At 73.3% G+C, this 17,417-nt stretch carries 14 protein-coding genes; 7 read left to right on the top strand and 7 right to left on the bottom strand.

From position 1 onward, the window contains the following. Both IEX42_RS09690 and IEX42_RS09685 read right to left on the bottom strand, forming a co-directional pair. The coding region (locus IEX42_RS09690) for a heterodisulfide reductase-related iron-sulfur binding cluster (RefSeq protein WP_229660754.1) at positions 1-2,975 on the bottom strand (2,975 nt) is incomplete at its 3' end. 157 nt (positions 2,976-3,132) lie between these two features. Then, the gene (locus IEX42_RS09685) at positions 3,133-4,479 is read right to left on the bottom strand and encodes an MATE family efflux transporter (protein ID WP_188779587.1); all 1,347 of its coding nucleotides are present in this window, start codon (positions 4,477-4,479) and stop codon (positions 3,133-3,135) included. 17 nt (positions 4,480-4,496) lie between these two features. Between IEX42_RS09685 and IEX42_RS09680 the strand changes: the two genes are divergently transcribed. Then, entirely contained in the window at positions 4,497-5,348 is an 852-nt protein-coding gene (locus IEX42_RS09680; protein ID WP_188779586.1) for an alpha/beta hydrolase, read from the top strand. After that, positions 5,345-6,307, top strand: coding sequence for an SGNH/GDSL hydrolase family protein (locus tag IEX42_RS09675; RefSeq protein ID WP_188779585.1), 963 nt, complete (start codon positions 5,345-5,347; stop codon positions 6,305-6,307). The genes IEX42_RS09680 and IEX42_RS09675 overlap by 4 nt, the downstream gene beginning before the upstream one ends. Before the next feature lie 10 nt (positions 6,308-6,317). Here IEX42_RS09675 and IEX42_RS09670 read toward each other — a convergent pair whose 3' ends face one another. Both IEX42_RS09670 and IEX42_RS09665 read right to left on the bottom strand, forming a co-directional pair. Next, a complete protein-coding gene (locus tag IEX42_RS09670; RefSeq protein WP_188779584.1) occupies positions 6,318-7,055 on the bottom strand; it encodes an SDR family NAD(P)-dependent oxidoreductase in 738 nt (245 codons plus the stop codon). A 46-nt stretch (positions 7,056-7,101) separates the two neighbouring features. Then, positions 7,102-8,307, bottom strand: coding sequence for an MFS transporter (locus IEX42_RS09665; protein WP_229660753.1), 1,206 nt, complete (start codon positions 8,305-8,307; stop codon positions 7,102-7,104). A 92-nt stretch (positions 8,308-8,399) separates the two neighbouring features. Between IEX42_RS09665 and IEX42_RS09660 the strand changes: the two genes are divergently transcribed. From IEX42_RS09660 to IEX42_RS09645, 4 genes are all read left to right on the top strand, one after another. Beyond that, positions 8,400-10,637, top strand: a complete 2,238-nt coding sequence (locus tag IEX42_RS09660) for an FUSC family protein (RefSeq protein WP_188779583.1) — start codon at positions 8,400-8,402, stop codon at positions 10,635-10,637. 113 nt (positions 10,638-10,750) lie between these two features. Then, entirely contained in the window at positions 10,751-12,052 is a 1,302-nt protein-coding gene (locus tag IEX42_RS09655; protein WP_188779582.1) for an Ig-like domain-containing protein, read from the top strand. Between the two features lie 64 nt (positions 12,053-12,116). Continuing rightward, entirely contained in the window at positions 12,117-12,689 is a 573-nt protein-coding gene (locus IEX42_RS09650) for a GNAT family N-acetyltransferase (protein WP_188779581.1), read from the top strand. 9 nt (positions 12,690-12,698) lie between these two features. Next, entirely contained in the window at positions 12,699-13,319 is a 621-nt protein-coding gene (locus IEX42_RS09645) for a maleylpyruvate isomerase N-terminal domain-containing protein (protein ID WP_188779580.1), read from the top strand. Between the two features lie 4 nt (positions 13,320-13,323). Here IEX42_RS09645 and IEX42_RS09640 read toward each other — a convergent pair whose 3' ends face one another. Further along, positions 13,324-14,679 carry a threonine/serine exporter family protein gene (locus IEX42_RS09640; RefSeq protein ID WP_188779579.1) on the bottom strand — a complete coding sequence of 452 codons (1,356 nt, stop codon included), beginning with the start codon at positions 14,677-14,679 and terminating at the stop codon, positions 13,324-13,326. A gap of 213 nt (positions 14,680-14,892) precedes the next feature. Between IEX42_RS09640 and IEX42_RS09635 the strand changes: the two genes are divergently transcribed. Continuing rightward, entirely contained in the window at positions 14,893-16,344 is a 1,452-nt protein-coding gene (locus IEX42_RS09635) for an MFS transporter (RefSeq protein WP_229660752.1), read from the top strand. Here the strand turns inward: IEX42_RS09635 and IEX42_RS09630 are convergent. Continuing rightward, entirely contained in the window at positions 16,341-16,793 is a 453-nt protein-coding gene (locus tag IEX42_RS09630) for a DnaJ family domain-containing protein (protein WP_188779577.1), read from the bottom strand. The two genes, IEX42_RS09635 and IEX42_RS09630, sit on opposite strands and share 4 nt — an antisense overlap. A gap of 4 nt (positions 16,794-16,797) precedes the next feature. Next, entirely contained in the window at positions 16,798-17,400 is a 603-nt protein-coding gene (locus tag IEX42_RS09625; protein WP_188779576.1) for a nitroreductase family protein, read from the bottom strand. Positions 17,401-17,417 lie beyond the last annotated feature (17 nt).

The raw sequence follows: 17,417 nt of genomic DNA, 5'->3' as shown, positions 1-17,417 counted from the left end.
GTGGCGGGGGCTGGGGCGGTTGCCTGGGTGTCGGTGGTCTCGTCGTCCTTGCTCGCTGCGCTCGCGTCCGGCTCGACCGCCTCCGTCTTCGGCTCGGCCTCGTCCTCGGCCTCGTCGGTCTCGGTGGAGGTGTCGGCGTCGTCCTCGGTGCGGTCGACGTTCTCGTCGGTGGTGGAGTCGCCGGCGGTGTCCTCCGGCTTGTCCGCGGCCGGCTCGGGCTCGGTCGAGTCGTCGCCGCCGAGGTCGAACAGCGAGCCGCTGCCGAAAGAGTCGCCGGCGTCGGCAGGTGCGCTGTCGGTGGTCTCGTCGTCCTCGCTCGCTGCGCTCGCGTCGGGCTCGACCACCTCCTCGGCCTTCTCCTCGGGCGCGGGCTCCGCCTTCTGCGGCTCGGCCTCGGCGCTGGAGTCGCCGCCGAGGTCGAACAGCGAGCCGCCGCCGGACTTCTCCTCCGCCGGCTTCTGCTCGGTCTTCTCCTCCGTCTTCGCCTCGGGCTCCTCGTCGCCCTCGTCGAACAGGGAGCCGCCGGACTTCTGCCCGGCCGGCTTCTCGTCGGCGTCGGGCCCGGCCTCGTCGTCGGCAGGGGCGTCGTCGAAGAGCGACGTGCCGCCCGAGGCCTTGGCCAGGGGGCCGACGTCTTCGGTGTCGGTGACGGTGTCCTCGGTCTGGGTCGTGTCTCCGGCCTCGGGCTCGTCCTTGGTGTCCTCGGCGGTCGGAGCCGCCTTCGCCTCCGCCTTCTTGTCCGCCTTCTTCGCGGCCGGCTTCTCGGGCGCCTTCTTCGGCGCCTCGCCCTTGATCGAGGCGAGCAGCATCTGCGCGACGTCGAGGACCTCGACCTCCTCGCGGGCGTCGCCCTTGGACTGCTCCATGGTGAGTCCGTCGGAGAGCATCACGCGGCAGAAGGGGCAGCCCACGGCGATCTGGTCGGCGCCGGTGTCGACGGCCTCCTTCGTACGGTTGATGTTGATCCGCTCGCCGATGTTCTCCTCCATCCACATGCGCGCGCCGCCGGCGCCGCAGCAGAAGGACTTCTCGGAGTTGCGGGGCATCTCGACGAAGTTCGCGTCGGGGATGACGTCGAGCAGCTCGCGCGGGGGCGAGTACACCTGGTTGTGCCGCCCCAGGTAGCAGGGGTCGTGGTACGTCACCGACCGCGTCCCGCCCTGGGCGGCGACCGGGGTCAGCTTCTTCTCCCGCACCAGCCGGTTGAGCAGCTGGGTGTGGTGGACGACCTCGAGCTCGACGCCGAACTCGGAGTACTCGTTCTTCAGCGTGTTGAAGCAGTGGGCGCAGGTCGAGACGACCTTCTTGACCTTGTACTCCTTGAACGTCTCAGCGTTCTGCGTGGCCAGGCCCTGGAAGACGAACTCGTTGCCGGCACGTCGCGCCGGGTCACCGGTGCAGGTCTCGCCGTTGCCGAGCACGCCGAAGGAGACGCCGGCCATGTCGAGCAGCTCGGCGACGGCACGGGTGGTCTTCTTCGCGCGGTCCTCGTACGCCCCGGCGCAGCCGACCCAGAACAGCCAGTCGACCTCGTCGAGACTCTCGACGTCCTCGCCGACGACCTTGACGTCGAAGGGCAGATCCTTGGCCCAGTCCATCCGTGCGGAGGCGGACATGTTCCACGGGTTGCCCTTGTTCTCCAGGCCCTTGAACAGGCCGTTGAGCTCGGCGGGGAAGTTGGACTCCACCAGCACCTGGTAGCGCCGCATGTCGACGATGTGGTCGACGTGCTCGATGTCCACGGGGCACTGCTGCACGCAGGCACCGCACGACGTGCAGTTCCACAGCACATCGGAGTCGATGACCGCGGCACCCGACTCGGGCATGTAGAACCACTCGTCGCCGGTGTCGCCGACCAGCGGGCGCTCGGCCTCGGTGGCCAGGGCGGTGTTGCCGGTCAGCAGCTCCTCGCGCTCGCCCTCGGGCGTCTGGAGGTACGGCGCCTTGGCGTGGGCGTGGTCGCGCATCGCCGTGATCAGCAGCTTGGGCGAGAGCGGCTTGTCGGTGTTCCACGCGGGGCACTGGCTCTGGCAGCGACCGCACTCGGTGCAGGTCGTGAAGTCGAGGATGCCCTTCCAGGAGAAGTCCTCGACCGAGCCGACGCCGAGGACGGTGTCCTCGTCCATCTCCTCGAGGTCCTCGAAGTTGATCGCCTCGCCGTTCGAGGTCATCGGCTGCAGCGCGCCCAGCGCCGTACGCCCGTCGGCGTCGCGCTTGAGGAAGATGTTGAAGAAGGCGAGGAAGCGGTGCCACGCCGTGCCCATCGTCGGGGTCAGCGAGATGGTGATCATCCAGACGAACGACACGAGGATCTTCACCGTCGCGGTGACGAAGATGATGTTCGCGACGGTCGTCTCCGAGAGCCCGTCGAGCGCCTGGCCGATCGGGTACGACAGCGGGAAGTGGATGTACGACGCGTGGTCGGGGTGGTCGCCGAACTTCGCGATCGCGTACTCCGCGCCGCGCAGCAGCACGATGCACAGCCCGACCAGCAGGATCACGGCCTCGACGAAGTAGCCCCACCACATCGTCGAGCCGAAGAACCGCCCGCGGGGGCCACGTACCCGCTCCTTGGGTCGGGTGGCGCGGTAGCCGATGAAGGCGACGATCGCGACCAGCATGACCGCGGTGACCGCCTCGGTCAGCCACTCCCAGATGAACCAGCGGCCGATGACCGGCAGCGCGAAGTCCGGGCTGAACAGCTGGCCGAACGCCGTGACGAGGGTGAAGAACAGCAGGCCGAAGCCGACCATGATGAACCAGTGGCCGGCGCCGACCCAGGTCCACTGCAGCATCCGGGTGTGGCCCAAGGACTCCTTGAGCAGCGTGACGCCGCGCCGGACCGGCCGGTTCGTGCGGTGGGCGCTCTGGCCGATGCCGAAGACGCCGATCATCTTCCGGATCGCGAGGACGAACATCGTCGTCCCCACGACGGCGATGCCGATCGAGATGATCTGGGCGAGTAGCTGCACCATCAAACTGCTCCTGTCGGACTGCCGGCACCGTCCCCGACGCGGGGGGCATGCGAGGGGCAGCCTAGGTGGCCGGACACCGAGCCGTCGGCCGGGGAGAAGGGTCGAGCCGAATACTACCGGCGAGTAACCCGTGCTCCGGGGCACCCCCAGGGGCCGATCAGGCGCCGGTGACCATCCAGCGAGTGCCGCGCGCCCGTGCCAGCAGGACGACCAGCCGTGCTCCCATGAACACGGCCGCGAAGGCCACCCAGACCAGCACCAGGTCGCCGAGCCCGAGAGCCGCGAGCGCCAGCACCACCGGTGCGTAGACGACCAGCACCACGGTCCCCGCCACCGCGAGGTACTTCCCGTCGCCGGCGCCGATCAGGACCCCGTCGAGCACGAACACCACCCCGGCGACCGGCTGGCCGAGCGCCGCGACCAGCAGCACGGGGACGAGCAGCGAGCGCACCTCGGGGTCCGGGGTGAACAGCGCACCCAGGAACGGGCTCACGGCGGCCAGCAGCACGCCGGTGCCGATGCCGGACACCCAGCCCCAGCGCACCATCCGGTCGGTGAGCCGTCGTACGGACGCCACGTCGCCCTCGCCCAGCGCCTTGCCGGTCAGCGCCTGCGCGGCGATCGCGACCGCGTCGAGGACGAAGACGAGGAAGCCCCACACCGTCGTCGCCAGCTGGTGGGTGGCGAGATCGACCTCGGAGGCCCGACCGGTCGCGGCGGTGGCGACCGCGTACGTCGTGACGAGCAGCGCGGCACGCAGCGTCAGCGTGCGGACGACCAGCGGCACCCCGGCGCCGGCCGAGGCGCGGACGCCGAGCCACCGCGGCCGCAGGGACGCGCCCTCGCGACGGGCGACCCTGACGACGACTGCCAGCAGGGCCGCGGCCGAGAGCACCTGCGCCACGACCGACCCGATCGCGGAGCCCGCGATCCCGAGGTCCAGGCCATAGACGAGCGCCACGTTGAGCACGACGTTGAGCAGGTTGCCCGCGACCGCGACCACGAGGGGCGTACGGGTGTTCTGGACGCCGCGCAGGATCCCGGTCGTCGCCAGCATCACCAGCAGCGGGACGGCGCCGAACGCGGCGATCCGCAGGTAGGTCGTCGCCTGCTCCGCCACGTCCCCGTGAGCGCCGAGCAGTGCGACCAGCGGCTCGGCGAGCCCCGCGCCGACCGCCGTCACGACGATCCCGATCGTCACCGCGAGCCAGGTCCCGTCCAGCCCCTGCGCGAGCGCGCCGCGCAGGTCGCCGGCCCCCAGGCGTCGCGCGACCGCCGCGGTCGTGCCGTACGCGAGGAACACGCACAGGTTGACCAGCGTCTGCAGCACGGCGCCGGCGATGCCGAGGCCGGCGAGGGGTGCCGTGCCGAGGTGGCCGACCACGGCCGAGTCGGCCAGCAGGAACAGCGGCTCGGCCACGAGAGCGAGCAGGGCGGGGAATCCGAGCCGCAGGATCTCCCGGTCGGTCTCCCTGTTCGTGGAGCGGGGGACCTGTCGGGGCACCCGGGCATGATGCCTGCATGTCGCTGTCCGCCGACGCGTCGGCCTGGGTGAACCAGAAGCTCGCGCCGCTGTTCGTCCGCTACGGCCGCGGCCTGACGCTGGCCGGGGCCGACCTGCCGCGCCGCCGGGTGCGACTGGGGACCCGCCACGGCCGGATCCCCGCCTGGGTCTACGAGGCGCCCGCAGCCCGCGGCACCCACGTCCACCTGCACGGTGGCGCGTTCATGATGCGCTACCCGAGCATGGACGACTTCCTCGCCCGCTTCGTCGCCGCCGAGGCCGGGTGCCGGGTCGTCCTGCCCGACTACCGCGTGGCACCGCAGGTCCGCTACCCGGTCGCGCACGAGCAGGTGCACGACGCCGTGCTCTGGGCAGCGGGCGAGTGGGACGAACCGGTGTCGGTCGGCGGGTTCTCGTCCGGTGGCAACCTCGCCGCGTCCGCCGCCCTGCAGGCCCGTGACGCGGGCAGCGTCACCCCGGTGCTGCAGGTCCTCGGCGTCCCCTCGACCGACGTCGCCGACGACGCCAAGCGCACCGTCACCGGCGCGCGGTCGATGATCACGCCGGGTCTGATCGCGAGCGTGCGGCAGACCTACTTCACCGACGCTTCGCGCCGCGCCGAGGCGTACGCCTCCCCGCTGCTCGCCGGCCGGCTCGAGGGTCTGCCTCCCGCCCTCGTCCTGACCGCCGAGCACGACCTGCTGCGCGCCGAGGGCGACGCCTACGCCGCCCGGCTGGCCGAGGCCGGCGTCGCGACCGAGCACCACGTGGTGCCGCACGCCGACCACTACTTCCTGTCCTCGCCCGAGCAGGCCCGGCCCTGGCTGGACCTCGTGGCGGGCCGGATCCGGGAGGCGCTGCGCGGATGAGCACGTACGTCGCCCTCGGGGACTCCTACGCCGCCGGCGTCGGTGGCGGCGATCGCGTCGACACCTGCTGGCGCGCAGAGCGCGGCTACCCCGTACGCGTGGCGCGCGCGGCCGGTGCCGACCTGTCGTACGCCGCCTGCATCGGGGCGACGGTCGCCGACGTGCGCGAGACCCAGCTCGCCGCACTGAGCGCCGAGACCGGATGGGTCACCCTCACCATCGGCGGCAACGACATCGGGTTCACCCCCGTCCTGGTCGCCGCCGCGTCACCGGCCTGGCTCAACGACTCGACCGACGACATCGACCGTGCGCTGCGGGTGCTGCGCGAGGAGCTGCCCGACCGGCTGCGCCTGCTCTACGGCGAGGTCCGCGACCGGGCGCCGGAGGCGACGGTCGTCGTGACCGGGTACCCGCGCCTGTTCGCCGCCGAGGACTGCCAGCTCGTCACGTTCTTCACCCGCTCGGAGATCGAGCGGCTCAACGCCGTCGCCGACGAGATCGACGCGCTGGTGCGCAGCCTGAGCGACGCGGCCGGCTTCGGGTTCGCGCCGGTGCGGGACTCGTTCAGCGGCCACGCGGTCTGCGACGACGAGCCCTGGATCCACGGCGTCTCCCTGCCGCTGGAGGAGTCCTTCCACCCGACCGCCCCGGGTCACGACGCGTACGCCGCCTCCGTGCTGCGGGCGCTCGAGCTCGAGGCCGGCGCCGAGGGCAAGGAGCCCGTGGTCACCCGGGTGCCGTCGCGCGGCTCCGCCCCGGTCTTCCGGCTGCCCGACCTGACGGGCCGGCGCAGCCGGCAGGGCGCCGCCGAGTGGGGTCTGGACCCGGACCGCATGGCCGACCTCGCGCAGCACCTCGACCCGGTGGCGGCCCGCTCCTCGGCGCGGACCGAGGACGCCGCAGCAGAGCTGCACGCGATGCACCGGCAGGTCCTCGACCGGCGCGGGTTGCCCCACTAGACGAGGTCCGTCAGGCGAGTGGGCTGATCCCGCCGTCGACGCGGAGCTCGGTGCCGTTGACGTAGTCGGCGACGGGGCTGCACACGAACGTCACCGCCGCGGCGACGTCCTCGGGCGTGCCGAGGCGCCCCGCCGGGTTGGGGGCGTACGACGCCTCTCGCGAGGGGTCGTCGGCGAACATCTCCCGCAGGCCCGGCGTGGCGATGACGCCCGGGCTCACGACGTTGGCCGTCACGCCGGTCCCCGCCAGGTGCTGGGCGAGGCTGCTGGTGAGGTTGACGACGGCGGCCTTGGCGGCGGAGTACTCCACCATCGTCGGCAGCGGCGTCGTCGCCGCTCGGCTGCCGATGGTCACCACCCGGCCCCAGCCGCGGGCGGACAGGGAGGGCAGCAGCGGCTGCAGCAGCCGCACCAGGCTGACGACGTTGCCGTCGTAGGACGCCCTCCAGTCCGCGGCGGTCGCGTCGTCCCAGGTGTGCTCGGCGAACGGGCCGAGGTTGTGCACGAGGACGTCGACGCCGCGCTCGGCGGCCCGACGCCCCACGTCTTCGGCGGCTCCGGGCGAGGTCAGGTCGCCGGGGAGTGCCTCGCCGCCGATCTCGGCAGCCAGGCGGCCGGCCGCCTCCGCGGAGCGACCCTGGACGAGGACGCGCACTCCCTCCGCGGCCAACGAGCGGGCGATCGCGGCGCCGATGCCTCCGGTGGAGGCGGTGACGAGGGCGCGGTGTCCGGCGAGGTGCAGATCCATGGCCGTGACGCTAGGCGCGAGCGCCGACAGGGCCGTCCGGGTCGGGTCAGCTCGGCGGCGCCTCGTCGCGCACCGGCACCAGCGCGATCGCCAGCAGCGGGAAGACGGCGGCGGCGGCGAAGGCGGCCGGGTAGCCCCAGCCGGCGACGGCCAGGCCGGTGACCGGCGGGACGGCGGAGGCGACGAGGAACTGGCCCGTGTTCTGCAGCCCGAGCGCCCGGCCCGACCAGAAGGGACCGGCTCGCTCGGCGACGGCGGTGAAGGCCAGGCCGTTGTCGGCGACGGTCACCGCGGTCGCGACCACCATCAGTGCGACGGCGACGGCCCAGTCGAGCCCGGCCGTGAGGCCGAGCAGGAGCATGCTCGCGGCGGCTCCCACGGCGACCAGGCGCAGCGGCCCCATCCGCCCACCCGCCCGGTCGGACCAGGCGCCGACGGCGATCCGCCCGAGCGCACCGACGACCTGCGCCACCGCGACGACAGCGCCGGCGGCGCCGGCGGACCAGCCCCGGTCGTCGACCAGCCAGGCCAGCGAGAACGTCCACACCAGGAACTGCGGGACGACCAGGAGCATCGAGACGCCGTGCACGCGGGCGAGGTAGGCGTCCTCGCGGTACGGGTTCGCGACCCGCGTCGTACGCCGGTCCGGCCTGGGCGGGTCGATGACGGTCAGGAGCACGGCGACCACACCGAGCGCCGTGATCGCGGCCGGCAGCCAGAGCGCGGACGCGACGCCGTACGACTCGGCGATCACCGCGATCCCCACGGCGCCGATCCCGACGCCCATCGGCTGGGCCATCTGCCGGATGCCCATCGCCAGGCCGCGCCTCTCGGGCGGGAACCAGCCCACGACGACCCGCCCGCTCGCGGCGTTGCTGCTCGCCGCGAACGCGCCGGCCAGCCCGATCGCGACGACGAGCAGCCCGATCCGGTCGCGGGTGAGCACGGCGAGGACGGAGCAGGCGGCCGTGCCCGCGAGTCCGAGGCCCAGCGCGAGCCGCTCGCCGTAGCGGTCGACGAAGAGTCCCCAGGCGACCAGGGTGACCATCACACCGACCGTCGGTGCGGCGGCGACCGCGCCGGCGGCGGCCAGGCTGTACCCGAGCTCGCGGTGCAGCGTCGGGATGAGGAACGCCGGCCCGTGGATCGCGACCGCGGAGCCGGCCTGGGCGAAGGTGCCGGCGGCGAGCATCCCCCATCGCCGGGCGTCGGAGACGGACGCCGGCCCGGGGCGGTCCACGGTGCTGGTCACAGGATCACCAGACACCTCCGTCCCAGATCCCGGGACGGAGGTCTCACTCTCCGGACTGTGAAACGGGGCACCGACAGGGGATGATGGAAGCCATGTCATCGTCCGCTCCCCGCCACGCAGCCCCCGGGCCGTGGCGGCGGACGCTCTGGCTGCTGGTGGAGGTCCGTGACCGGTTCCGGGTCTCCGACCCGGGTCTCGGCCGCCTGCGGGGCGCGCTCGCCGCCGTCGTCAGCGTCGGGACGGCGATCCCGGTGCAGCTCGGCATCGGTGCGCTCCTCGGGTACGAGGGCCAAGCGGGCTTCGTCGCCGCGATGTTCGGGGCCGTGGTCGCGATGCTGGGCGCCAACGCGCTCAACGGCACCGACACCTGGGGCAAGGTCAAGACGGCCGTCTTCTTCCCGGTCGCCGTGGCCGTGGGGGTGATCCCCGCGACGTTCACCGCCGGCCGCGAGCTCTACCAGGTGATCGGCTTCGCCGTGACGCTCTTCCTGGCGGTCTACGTCCGCCGCTTCGGGCTGTCCTGGTTCTTCTACGGCTTCATGGGCTGGATGGGGTTCTTCTTCGCGACCTTTCTCCGCGCGACGCTGGACCTCGTACCCGAGCTGCTGGTCGCGGCGGTGGCCTCGACGGCGTGGGTGCTGCTGCTGAGCACCACCGTCTTCCGCACCAACCCCCGTGCGGTGCTCAAGACGACGCTCGCGGCCTTCTTCACCACCGGCCGCAGCGTCGCCCGGCGGGCCGCCGACCTGCTCGAGACCACCGAGGGCACCGATCGGCGGGGCAGGGCGATGCGTCGGCTCCAGGACGCCCAGGCGGCGATGGCGAGCACCTCGTTGCTGGCCGAGGCCTGGTCGGCCGAGCGTGGGGCCGTGCCCGAGGGCTGGTCGGCGAGCGCGCTGCGGCGGCGCCTGCTGGAGACCCAGCAGGCGGTCGACCGGTTCGCGGGGGCCGCGGTCACGCTCCGCGGCGCCGACCCGCGCCTGGTCGAGGGGGGCTGGACCGTGCTGGACCACCTCGCCGCGCGGCGGGACCTGGCGGCCGTGGCCGCCGCGTGCCGTCTGCAGGACGACGGCGAGGCGGTACGCGACCGGCTCGTCGGCCGACACGCCGACGACGACAGCGGCTGGTGGCCGGCGCTGCACCTCGCGCACGCCGTCCGCGAGTTCCTCGAGTTCGACGTCGCCTCGGCCAGCCCGCCCGAGGTCGACCCCGGCGAGGAGGAGTTCGAGGCGGCCACCGGACTCGTCTTCGGCGGCCTCGCGGGGTCGCCGGCGGTCGCCCGGGACGTACGACCCAGGGGTGGCAGGTTCAACCCGCTGCTCGGCCTGTCGATGAGCACTCGCCAGGCCGTCCAGGTCACCATCGCCGGCGTCATCGCGATCGCTGCCGGCACGCTGCTCTCGCCGCAGCGCTACTACTGGGCGGTGATCGCCGCCTTCGTGACGTTCACCGGCACCGGCACCCGCTCGGAGACGTTCCTCAAGGGCGCGGCGCGCGTCGGCGGGACGCTGGTCGGGATCGCTGCCGCGATCGGCCTGGCGCACGTGACCATCGGGCACACCCCCGCGATCTTCGCCGCCATCCTGGTCTCGATCTTCCTGGCCTTCTACCTGCAGAAGGTGTCGTACGCCGCGATGACCTTCTTCATCACGGTGCTGCTGGGGCAGCTCTACACCGTGCTCGGGACCTTCAGCGACTCGCTGCTCGCGCTGCGGCTCGGGGAGACCGCGGTCGGTGCGATCGCCGGCGTCGCGGTCGCGCTGCTGTTCACCCCGCTGTCCACCCGGGACACGGTGCGCGCGGCGCGTGACGAGCTGCTCACGGCGATGAGCGAGATGCTGCAGGGCGCGGCGGCGTACGCCGACGGCGCGCGCGTCGACCTCGACGCGCTCACCCGGACGCTCGACGACCACGCCCGGCGGCTGACGCTCGTCTACCGGCCACTGGTGCGGCCGCTGATCCCCGGCAACTCCAGCACGTCCTCGCGCCGCCGGCTGCAGCTCTACGTCGCGGCGGTCTCGCAGTGCCGGGCGCTCAGCCTCGCGCTGCAGCGCCGCCCCGTCCCCGACGTCGAGGTGGCCCCGGCGGCCCGCGCCCTGGCGCACGCCGCGGAGGAGCTCACCAGCGTCGGCGTGGGGGCGGCGGCACCGGAAGCGGGGCAGGAGGTGCGCGCGGGGGACCGTGCCCTGTTCGAGCGCTCCACCGGGCGCGACGAGGAGCCGGTCGTACGCCACCTGCACCACCTGGCCGGCACTCTCACCCAGATCGCCGGTCCGACGCCGCGGCCCACGCTCGAGCCGGCACAGCCGGCCGGGGCCGACGCGGCCTGAGCTGGCGGGCTAGACAGGGCGCCATTCGCCCTCGCTCCTCGCCGAGCGACCCTAGTCTGCGCGAGTCCTCCCCCCTCGGCGCGACCTGCGCCCGTACCAGCCGGAGATCGATGATGACCGCCGCTCCACGTACCTCCCGCCGCACCCGCCGCAGGGTCCTCGCCGCGGCCTCGACGCTGGGCGTGCTGGTCCTCGTCGGCGCTCCCTCGGCCGCCCTGGCCGACGACGCGGACGGGTCGGGCGTCGAGAGCACCACGGGTCCCGTGACCGACGAGGTGACCCCGGCCCCCGGTGCCGAGCAGACGTCGCCGGCGAGCCCGAGCCCGGGCCCGAGTCCGACCGGCGACGCCGACCCGACGGCGGACCCGTCCGCCGAGGTCACGCAGCCGGGGGACGACCAGGACCCGCGCGAGAACGACGCCGCCGACGACGCGCCGTCGGCCACGCCCACCCCCGCAGCCACCCCGTCGGACGATTCCGGGGCCGCCGACGACGAGGGCGACGTGCGCGCGCTGGCCGCCCCGGCACCCGACTTCGGCACCGGCAAGTACCGCGTCGGCGTCCAGATCGCCAGTGGTGCCTACGTGCCGGAGGGCACGACGACGGCCGGCACGGAGCTCACCGTGACGTTCACCAACGGCGGCGACCCGCAGACCTGCACCACCGGGACCGCCGGCGCCGACGGCTCGAGCTTCTGCGACGGCTACGTCACCGGCCCGCAGGGCGGCACGGTCACCGCAACGCAGCAGGGCGCCAACGCCGGCCTCGTCGCGGGCCCCGCCGTGTCGGTCGAGAGCTGCACCGGCGGGGGGACCATCCCCGGGCTCGACATCGACATCCCGTGCCAGGGCAGCGACCTGGTGGTCACCGACAACGGCACGCCACCGCGCGCGTCCGGCGACGAGGCCACGACGGAGGTGGGCGCGCCGGTCGACGTCGACGTGCTCGCCAACGACGACGACGGCAACGGTGCGCCGCTGACCGACTACAGCGTGTCCACGGCTCCCGGCCACGGCACCGCGTCGTTCGTCGCCTCCGGTGGCGGTGCGGGGACGGCCGCGATCGTGGGCGGGCCGGTCGTCCGGTACGTGCCGCAGGCGGGCTTCTCCGGGGTCGACACCTTCGCCTACACCTTCACCACCGCCAACGGCAGCGCCACCGGCCGGGTCTCGGTGCAGGTCGGCACGCCGGCGGCGCCGGCGACCCCCTCCACCCCCTCCACCCCGTCCTCCGGCGGGGGCTCGGTCGCCGCGGCTCGCACCGCCACCTCCTCCGCCGTCGACACGGCGACACCGGCGACGGGGAACCTGCCCGACACCGGTGGACCCGAGGCCGCCCTGCTGGGCGTCGCCGCGGGTCTGGTCGCCGCCGGAGGTCTCGTGACGGTGGTGTCCCGACGGCGTACGCGGGTCTGACCCGGTGACGGGGGACCGGGCGTCCGACTGGTGGCGGTGCCGGGCGCTGCGATCCGACGGGTCCGTGGCCTGGTTCGCACTCGTACGAGCCGACGGGCCGACCCCTGCGGATCAGGTCGTCGAGCTCCCGGTCGACCGGGCGGCGGAGCGGGTGGCGGACAGCCCGCGGGTCGTCGTGACGTACGACGACGGCGCCATCGTCGCGGTCGAGGTGCACGGCGGCTCGCGCACGACGTACGACGCCCCCTGGTTCGTCGAGGTGCCGGAGCCGGCGGCCTCGCCCCCGGCCAGCACCGTGATGGTCTTCTCCGGCCACGACGTACCGGCGTGGAGCCTGCGCGCGGGCGGCGGGCACGGTGACCCGCCGGTCACCGGCACGGATCAGCTCGCCGCCGTCCGGTGGTACCCGCGCTCGGGCGAGGTCGACCAGATCTACGTCGCTCCGCAGGCGCGACGCCGCGGGCTGGCCAGCACGCTCCTGGCGGTCGCCGCCGCCCTCAACGAGGCCCGTGGCCTGCCGCGGTTCTGGGGGGACGGCCAGCGCACCGACCTGGGCGAGGCGTGGCGAGACGCCTCGCCGTGGTCGCACCGCGCGGCCGCCCGGACGCACACGGCACCACCGATGACACCGCAGTAGGGTCGCCCCGTGCAGGACTCAGGAGGCGACCGGGGCACGGACTGGGGCCAGCTGTACCGCGACCACGTGGCCGCGGTGACGGAGCTGGCCCGACGCCTCACGCCCGAGGAGCTCTCGGCGTTCGTCCCCGGCACGCCCGAGTGGAGCGTGCGCGACGTGCTGGCCCACCTCGCCGGCGGTCCGGCGGACACGGTCAGCGGGCGTACCGAGGGCGCACCCGGCCCGGAGTGGACCGCGCGGCACGTCGTCGAGCGGCGCGGCCGGTCCGTGCTCGACCTGACCGCCGAGCTGGCCCGCAACCAGGAGGCGGTCGTGGCCTCGCTGCTGGAGGACGTCAAGCGCGCGCCGGTCGTGTACGACATCGCCACTCACCTGGCCGACCTGCACGAGGCTCTCGGGCTGGACCGTCCCGCCGAGCGCTACTGGCAGCCGGTCGTGGACGCGATCGCGCAGAGCCGGGCGGCCGAGCTGGTCGACCGGGTGGCGCCGTACGAGCTGTTCCGGGCGGCCTTCTCCCGGCGCTCGCGCACCCAGCTGCGGGCGTGGGGCACCGGCCTGGCCGACGAGGTGCTGGACCGGATCGGCGTCTTCGGACCCCGCGACGACGACCAGCCGACGCCGAAGGGCTGAGCCCTCACTCCGCGGTGGGCTGCTTCGGCTTGCGCCGCCGGCGGACCGCACGCACCGAGAGCGGCCCGACCAGCCGCGGCCCGGCGAGCCGGTTCTCCAGCCGGTGCGCCTCGCGCCGCAGCGGCTGGGCGAGGTACTCGCCGAGGATCGCGCCGGACGACAGTGCGATCGAGATGGTGGCGGCGCTGGCCATCGAGAAGATCCCGTTGCCGCCCGTCGTCAGGTCGATCAGCCCGCGGTAGATCGAGAGACCGGGCAGCAGCGGGATGATGCCGGTGACCACCACGACCAGGGCAGGGATCCGGACCCGGGCGGCGACAGCGAACGCGACCAGCCCGACCAGCAGCGCGGCCAGGGCCGCCGACCACGGCGCCCCGAGGGCGTTGTCCAGCGCGAGCTGGTAGACGGCGATGGCAGCGCCGCCGATCACGGCGATCGGTGCGACCGAGCGCAGCGGGGCGTACGCGGCGTACGCCGAGGCGCCGGCGGTGATCGCGCCCCCCAGGATCGAGATCGGCGCCGGTGCCAGGCCCAGCACCTCCGAGCGCACCGGACCGAGGTCGACGCCGAGCACGCCGGCCACCTGGAACCCTCCGGAGACGCCCGCGATCACGCCCGCGGTCGACATCAGGGCCTCGAGGATCCGGGCGCCCGCGGTCACGGGGTAGCCGGTCAGCGCGTCCTGGATGGCGCCGAGGAAGTTCACGCCGGCCAGCAGCACGATGATGCTCGACGTGACCAGCCGGGAGGGGCTGAGGTCGACCCCCAGAGCGACGACGCCGACGACGACCATCGTGGCGAACAGCCCGCCTGCCACCTGGCGGTAGAACGCCGGCAGCCGGCGGCGCGCCATCCGGCGCTGCAGCACGTCGATGCCGACCGCGGTCCCCAGGGCCAGGAGGATGACCAGCCAGCTGCCGCCGAGGAGCACCGCCAGACCACCGCCGACGAGGCCGGAGCCCGCCGTGGTCGCCCAGCGCGGCCGGGTGCGCCCCGTGGAGACGATCCGGTTCAGGCGCTGAGCGGCCTCCTCGCGGTCGATCCGGCCCTCGGCGAGGTCGCGCACCAGGTGGTCCACGGAGGTCAGGTCGCCGTAGTCGGTCTCGCGGTAGCGCACCTGCCGGACCTGCAGCAGCACCGGCTCGGCCTGCCGCGGCTGGTAGCTCATCGCGAGCTCGGTGAAGGTCACGTCCGCGTTGGCCCCGCGCAGTCCGCAGGAGAGCGCGACGTTGCTCATCTGCGCCGCCACGTCGCCGGCTCCGGCACCGGAGGACTGCAGGACCTCGCCGATCCGCAGGGCCAGGTCGAAGGTGGCGTAGACCTCCTCCGGCGGGACGCGGTCGGTGGGCTGAGGAGACATGGCGCGACCAGTCTCGACCCCCGTACGGGTGCCCGTCGAACCGGGTGACGTTTGACGCCGGCAACGATCGGTAGCAGTCTTGAGCGCCGCCCGGGGGCGCCTCGTGGACTCCTCGTCCACCCGTGCCCGGCACTTCCCTGCTGTCGACGAAAGGTCCGGCCCGTGGCCGTACTCGTACCCACCGAAGAGCCCCGCGCGTGGTCCGCCGAGGAGGTGACAGTCACCGAGTCCGGCATCATCAAGAAGGCGATCGCCGCCGCCGCGATCGGCAACGTCACCGAGTGGTACGACTTCGGCGTCTACGCGTACTTCGCGACCACCATCGAGACCGTCTTCTTCTCGGGCCTGCCCGAGTCGCAGCGCCAGATCGCCACCTTCGGCACCTTCGCCGTGGCCTTCCTCATCCGGCCCTTCGGCGGGATGTTCTTCGGTCCGCTGGCCGACCGGATCGGACGCACGAAGGTGCTCGCCATCACGATGATCATGATGGCGCTCGGCACCTTCGCCATCGGCCTGATCCCCAGCCAGAACTCGATCGGCTTCGCCGCCCCGCTGCTGCTGCTGGCCTGCCGGCTGGTCCAGGGCTTCTCCACCGGCGGTGAGTACGGCAATGCGATGACCTTCATCGCCGAGTACGCCCCCGACCGCCGGCGCGGCTTCCTCGGCTCCTGGCTGGAGTTCGGCACGTTCACCGGCTACCTCATGGGCGCGATCATGGTGACGGTCGTGAGCGCTTTGACCACCGAGGACCAGCTGGAGTCCTGGGCCTGGCGGATCCCGTTCTTCCTCGCGCTGCCCCTCGGTCTCGTCGGGATCTACCTGCGCAGCCGCCTCGCCGACACCCCCGCCTTCCGGGCGATGGAGGAGGAGAGCGAGGAGCGGGAGAAGGAGAACCGTGCGGCGCAGGAGGCCGGTGAGCTGGCCCGGCTGTGGCCGTTCGTCCTCGTCTGCTCCGGCCTGGTGATCGTCTGGAACGTCACCAACTACATGCTCACGGCGTACATGCCGACGTACCTCACCGAGACGCTGCCCAAGACCGACCGGCAGAGCGACACGGTCTCTCAGGTGCTGCAGATCGTCGTGCTCGTGGTCGCCATGCTCTCGATCCCCTACATCGGGCTGCTCTCGGACCGGATCGGCCGCAAGCCGATCGCCTGGACCGGTGCGATCGGGCTGATCGTGCTCGGCGTCCCGATGATCCTGCTGATCCGGCAGGGGTCCTTCATCTCGCAGCTGGTCGGGCTGCTGATCATGGGTCTGCTGCTGATCCTGTTCAGCTCCACGATGCCCTCGACGCTGCCGTCGCTGTTCCCGACCAAGGTCCGCGGCGCCGGTCTGTCGATCGCGTTCAACGTCTCGATCTCGATCTTCGCCGGCACCACCGCGACCGTGGTGGCCGCACTGGTCAAGGCCACGGGCGACCTGAACTGGCCCGGGTACTACCTCGTCGCCGCCGGCGTCATCGGCGCCGTCGCGGTGTGGTTCCTGCTTGAGCCGAACGGGATGAAGATGTGGGGCTCGCCGCCGGCCGCGGTCGACGACGAGGAGGCCGTGGAGATGGCCGAGGCCAGCACCGCGGAGTTCGCGGCGGTCCAGGCGGAGACGGCCGACGACGCCGACACCGACGAGAAGTGGCGCCTCGAGGAGCCGCCGAGCCAGCCCTAGCGGCCGCGCCGCTGCTTCCAGGCGGCCACCTCGGCGTCCACGTCGCGCAGCTTCGTGATGACCGGGGGGCCGCCCTGGAGCTGCCGGCGGGCCTCGACGACCCGGCGGTTGAAGTCCTCGAGCAGATCGCGGACCACCTTCTCCGCGGTCTCTCGGTCCAGGGTCGCGTCCAGATCGGCGTCCTCCTGGCGCAGGGCCAGCGCCGGCGGCAGCACGCTGACCTGCTCCCGCTCGACCATCTTCTTGACCCACCAGTCGGGGTCGTGCCGCCCGCCGAGACCCTCGATCGGCTTCCCGGCCCCCGGCAGGTCGTCGAAGTCGCCCCTGGCCATCGCCAGGCGCACCTGCTGGTCGACGTACGACGCTTGGTGCTCGGCGCGGTTGCGCGCCGCGGCGCGGCCGGTGCGTGGCTCGCGCTCGCTCGGGCGGTCGTCGGGACGGTCGGTCATGGGCTCACCAGCTCCCTCGGTGGACGACGTCGTCCAACCTACGTCGCGTACGCCTGGCGGCGGAGCCGCGAGCGCCCCCTGCGGCCGGGTGCCCGATCGCGATGGCGCCGACCGGTCGGTGCGTGCCGGGCACCCCGAACTCCGCGGCGAAGGCCCCGACGGTGTCGGCCGGGATGCCGAAGAAGCAGGCGCCGAGACCCTCGTCCACCGCGGTCTGCAGGATCAGCAGGCTGGCCATGCCGGTGTCGACGTCCCAGTACGGCACCGGCCACCGGGCCTCGTCCCGGTCCGACCAGCCCTTGTCGTCCTCGGCGTACCGGTCCAGGTACGCCTCCTTCGAGGACAGCGCCACGATCAGCAGCGGGGCGCTGCGCATGCCGCGCAGCCAGCGGTTGTCCTCCTCGCCGGTGATCCCGGTGGAGGTCCAGAACCGCTCCCGGTCGGCCGGGGTGTCGAGGACGAGGAAGGCCCAGCCCTGGGAGAACCCGGCGCTGGGCGCCCGGGTCGCGTGCTCGAGCATCCGGCGTACGACGGCCTCGTCCACCGCGCGCTCGGGGTCGAAGCTGCGGACCATGCGTCGGCGCCGGACGACCTCCGAGAACTCCATGCGGCCACCCTCCCAGA

Source organism: Marmoricola endophyticus, assembly GCF_014644415.1.
In the GTDB taxonomy this organism is placed as follows: Bacteria; Actinomycetota; Actinomycetes; order Propionibacteriales; family Nocardioidaceae; genus Marmoricola; species Marmoricola endophyticus.
The sequence above is the reverse complement of the archived record's forward strand: the minus strand, read 5'-3'. Positions and strand labels throughout refer to the sequence as shown.